At 71.5% G+C, this 4,436-nt stretch carries 4 protein-coding genes and 1 pseudogene; 3 read left to right on the top strand and 2 right to left on the bottom strand.

The genetic code is table 11. The features are described 5' to 3' along the window. Positions 1-641 (bottom strand): phosphoenolpyruvate carboxylase (locus tag EIO58_RS13360; protein WP_127819951.1); only part of this gene is annotated, 641 nt, incomplete at its 3' end. A 170-nt stretch (positions 642-811) separates the two neighbouring features. Between EIO58_RS13360 and EIO58_RS13355 the strand changes: the two genes are divergently transcribed. From EIO58_RS13355 to hisS, 3 genes are all read left to right on the top strand, one after another. Beyond that, a complete protein-coding gene (locus tag EIO58_RS13355; protein ID WP_127819950.1) occupies positions 812-2,005 on the top strand; it encodes a Na+/H+ antiporter NhaA in 1,194 nt (397 codons plus the stop codon). Then, positions 2,002-2,661, top strand: coding sequence for a MazG family protein (locus EIO58_RS13350; RefSeq protein WP_127819949.1), 660 nt, complete (start codon positions 2,002-2,004; stop codon positions 2,659-2,661). The genes EIO58_RS13355 and EIO58_RS13350 overlap by 4 nt, the downstream gene beginning before the upstream one ends. Positions 2,662-2,816: 155 nt before the next feature. Then, the gene (hisS, locus tag EIO58_RS13345; RefSeq protein WP_240658833.1) at positions 2,817-4,091 is read left to right on the top strand and encodes a histidine--tRNA ligase; all 1,275 of its coding nucleotides are present in this window, start codon (positions 2,817-2,819) and stop codon (positions 4,089-4,091) included. On the opposite strand, the pseudogene EIO58_RS13340 reads toward hisS, so the two are convergent. Next, positions 4,075-4,436: pseudogene (locus tag EIO58_RS13340) on the bottom strand (APC family permease); the annotation flags it as partial. The gene hisS and the pseudogene EIO58_RS13340 overlap by 17 nt on opposite strands.

Genomic DNA, 4,436 nt, shown 5'->3' with positions numbered 1-4,436 from the left:
AGCGGCGCCGTGCGCCACAGCGTGTCGACCTCCTCGACCATGCGCCGCTCGGCGCGGCGCTCGTCGGCGCCGCCCCGCAGCGACGCGTCGTGCTCTGCGAGGAGCACGGCGAGGCGACGGATGCTGGACGACACCGCCCGGCGCCGCGCCTCGGTGGGGTGCGCCGTGAAGACGGGGTGGAAGCGCATCGCCTGCAGGCGGGCCAGCGCGGTGTCGTCGCCGACCTCGGCGGCAAGGCGCATGAAGGCGGCGGCGACCGAATCCGTCGCCGGCTCGCGGTCGGGGCGTCCGTCGCGCTCGCGGAGGACGCGGACGCGCTGATGCTCCTCGGCCAGGTTCACCAGGTGGAAGTACGCGGTGAACGCGCGGGCGACCTCGTCGGCACGCTCGACGGTGAACGAGTCGGCGATCGCGGCGGCGCGCGCGAAGGCCTCCGGCGTCTCGTCGGTGTAGGCCTGGATCGTGGCGATGCGCAGGCGCTCGACATCCTCGTACAGTCCGGGCGAGCCGCTCTCGCGCAACACGCGGCCCAGGAGCGCCCCGAGCATGCTGACATCGGCGCGCATGCGCTCGGGGATGTTCTGCTCCGCCTCGAAGCGTCCCACGAGGTCGATCGCTTCGGTGTGGGTCGGTTCGCGCATCGTTCCAGGCTAGCCGCGCCGCGTTTCGCCGATGTCACGAGGGGCGCTGTATGACGCTCCGTCCCGGGGCCCGCCGGGGGCAGCCCGGTAGACTGTCCCGCGGAGAGCCGGGAAGTCTGGTCGGCACTGTTGCTCGTCGACCCCGCACCGACTCCCACGGAAGGCTCTCTATGTCCCTGCTCCGTTCCGCCCGCTTCCCCGCGATCGTCCTTCTGGCATCCGCCGTGCTCGCCCTCATCGTGGCGAACTCGCCGATCGGTCCGTCCGCCGATGCGGTCAAGCACGCGTACATCGGGATCCCCGGCGTGTTCGAGCTCTCGGTCGGCCATTGGGTGCAGGACGGACTCCTCGCCATCTTCTTCTTCGTCGTCGCGGTCGAGCTGCAGTACGAGCTGACCAACGGACAGCTGAACTCCGCACGCAAGGCTCTGCAGCCGGCGATCGCCGCCGCGGGCGGCATCATCGTGCCGATCGCGGTCTTCCTGCTGTTCGCGGGCGGATCCGACGCGGCGGACGGCTGGCCCATTCCGACCGCGACCGACATCGCGTTCGCCCTGGGTGTGCTCGCCCTCTTCGGCAAGGGGCTGCCCTCGGGGATCCGCATCTTCCTGCTGGCGCTGGCGATACTCGACGACATCGTGGGCATCGTCTTCATCGCGGTGCTGTTCACCACCGACGTCAACCTCGGGCTTCTCGCGATCGCGGCGATCGCCGTCATCGCGTTCGGAGTGCTCAGTCGGGCGCTCGACGTACGCGCACGCGGCCTGGTGCTGGCGCTCCTCGTGATCCTGGCGCTCGCGACGTGGGTGCTCGTGTACCTGTCGGGCGTCCACGCCACCATCGCGGGCGTCGCGCTCGGACTCGCGATGGCGCAGCGCCCCGCGCTGCGGGTGCGGCACGAGCTGGAGCCATGGGTCAACGTCATCGTGCTGCCGCTGTTCGCGTTCTCCGCCGCGCTGGTGCCGATCCCGATGGTGTCGCCCACACAGCTCTCGCCGGCGTTCTGGGGGATCCTGGTCGCTCTTCCGGTGGGCAAGATCGTCGGAATCGCCGCCGCCGGGTGGATCTCGCTTCGCGTCGCGAATCGCGGCGCGACACCCGATCTCAAGCTGCTCGATCTCGTGGCGGCCGGCGCGCTGGGCGGCATCGGCTTCACCGTCTCGCTGCTCCTCTCGGAGCTCGCGTTCTCGGACGCGCCGCTCGTGCGCGACGAGGCGACGCTCGGCGTGCTCGGCGGATCCGCCGCGTCGATCGTCGTCGCGGCGTTGCTCGTGGCCCAGCGGGCCCGCCACTACCGCAGAGTCGCTCCGGCCGCGCGTGACCAGGAGCTCCCGGCGGGGGCCCCGGACGGGCAGATCGCATGACGGCCGCCCGCGGGCAGGCGTCGCCCGATCCGCTGCGCGAGGCGGCAGAGGTCATGCGTGCGGTGCGGGATCGCTGTGTGTGGACGCAGCAGATCGACCACCGCGCGCTCGTTCCGTACCTCGTCGAAGAGAGCGCGGAGCTCATCGACGCCGTCGAAGACGGCACCCGGGCGGAGCTGCGCGAAGAGCTCGGCGACCTGCTGTGGCAGGTGCTCTTCCATGCCGAGATCGCCTCGCGAGACGCCGACGACCCGTTCGACATCGACGACGTCGCCCGCGGGCTCGCCGACAAGATGGTGCGGCGGCATCCGCACGTGTTCGGCGACGCGGTCGCGACGACGCCCGAAGAGGTGCTCGTTCACTGGAATGCCGCCAAGGCCGCCGAGAAGAGCACCCGCACGAGCGTGCTGGACGGCGTGAGCGAGCGGATGCCGAGCCTCTCGCTCGCGCAGAAGCTCGTGGGCAAGGCCGCCCAGGTCGGTGTGTCCGCGCCGACGGGCGGGTCGCCGACGAACGAGGCCGAGCTCGGCGACGCACTGCTCGCCCTCGTCGCGACCGCGCGGGCGAACGGGTGGGACGCCGAGCGGGCGCTGCGGGAGCGACTGCGAAAGCTCGAGGACGAGATCCGAGCCTCCGAGGCGCCGACCCACCCCTGACCGAGATGTCCTGTTCTGGCGAACGCAGGACGATCGGCGCCGCATCGTCCTGCGTACGCCAGATCACCTGTTTTCGCGCGGTGATCGCCGGGCCGGGAACGCGCCCGGCCGTCTGGAAAGATGGCTTCGTGGCATCCGTCAATCCGCCGCGCGGCATGCGCGACTTCCTCCCCGCCGACAAGGTCCGTCGTGAGCGCGTTCTCTCCGTCATCCGGGAGCGCTACCGCGCGCACGGGTTCGACGAGATCGAGACACCGGTCATGGAGGAGTACGGGCGACTGCACGCCGGCATCGGCGGCGACAACGAGAAGCTCGCGTACAACGTGCTCAAGCGCGGCCTCGACGCCGATGCCGTCCGCGCGGCGGCCGACGATCCGGCGGCGCTGACCGACCTCGGCCTGCGCTACGACCTGACGGTGCCGCTCGCACGCTTCTATGCCACGAACCGCGGGCAGCTGCCGAATGTGTTCCGCTCGATCCAGATCGCACCGGTGTGGCGTGCGGAGCGCCCTCAGAAGGGCCGCTATCGGCAGTTCATGCAGTGCGACATCGACATCATCGGCGATGCCTCGGCCCGCGCCGAGGCCGAGCTCGTGGTCGCGACCCTTGACACCCTCGACGCGCTCGGGCTCGAGGGCGGCACGGTGCGCATCAACGACCGGCGGGCCCTCGACTTCATGCTCGACGCCTTCGGGTTCGCGCCCGGCGAGCGACCGGGCGTGCTCATCACGATCGACAAGCTCGACAAGATCGGGCACGACGGGATCGTCGCCGAGCTGCGGGAGCGCGGTGCGACCGCCGCGGCCGTCGACGCGTTCGAGGCGTTCCTGCGCCGCCCCAGGACGATGGAGTACAACGCCTACGGCGAGCGCCAGATCCGCAAGGCGCTCCCCGAGGGCGCGCCCGACGACGTCGTGGCGCACCTCGTCGGCATCGGAGAGGCTGTCGCCGCAGCCCGCGATTCGACGAGCTCAGCGGCCGAAGCCGACATCGCGCTCGTGTTCGATCCGTTCCTCGTGCGCGGGATGGGGTACTACACGGGCACGATCTTCGAGCTCGCCCACCCGGACGCGGACTACTCGCTCGGCGGCGGCGGGCGCTACGACGGCATGATCGGCCGCTTCCTCGGGCAGGACGTCCCGGCGGTGGGGTTCTCGATCGGCTTCGAGCGGATCGTCGACCTGGTGCCGGACCGAACGGATGCCGCGGCTCCGGCGGTCGTACTGGTCCACGACCGCGACGTTCCGGAGGCGGAGCTCCTCGCGCTCAAGGCCGCGCTCGTGGGCGAGGGGTCGCGCGTGCGCCTGGAGCAGCGGTCCAAGAACCTCAAGGCGCTCCTGGAGCGCGCCGCCTCCGACGGGTACACCGCCTTCGCGACCGTGGCCGCCGGCACCGCGCGGGACGCGCTCGAGATCAAGCCGCTCGCGTGAACCTCAGCCGCAGCGCGCGGTAGACCACGCCGACCCCGACGACGCCGACCCCAGCCGCGACGGACGGCCACGGCAGCGTGACCGCCAGGACGAGGCATCCGATCGCCCCCACCACCTGCAGTGCGCGGGGATAGCGGCGCGCCGGCACGCTCTGGCGGAACGCCGCGACGTTCGCGACGAGGTAGTACAGCAGCACGCCGAACGACGAGAAGCCGATCGCCCCGCGGAGGTCGACCACGGCGACGAGCAGCAGGATGACCGCCGCGACGACGAGCTCGGCGCGGTGCGGCACGTGCCACCGCGGGTGGACCGTCGAGAGCACGACCGGCAGGTCGCGCTCCCGAG

Source organism: Microbacterium sp. CPCC 204701, from assembly GCF_004010105.1.
Taxonomy (GTDB): domain Bacteria; phylum Actinomycetota; class Actinomycetes; order Actinomycetales; family Microbacteriaceae; genus Microbacterium.
Note: the sequence above shows the minus strand (reverse complement) of the source record. Positions and strands in the feature narration are given on the sequence as shown.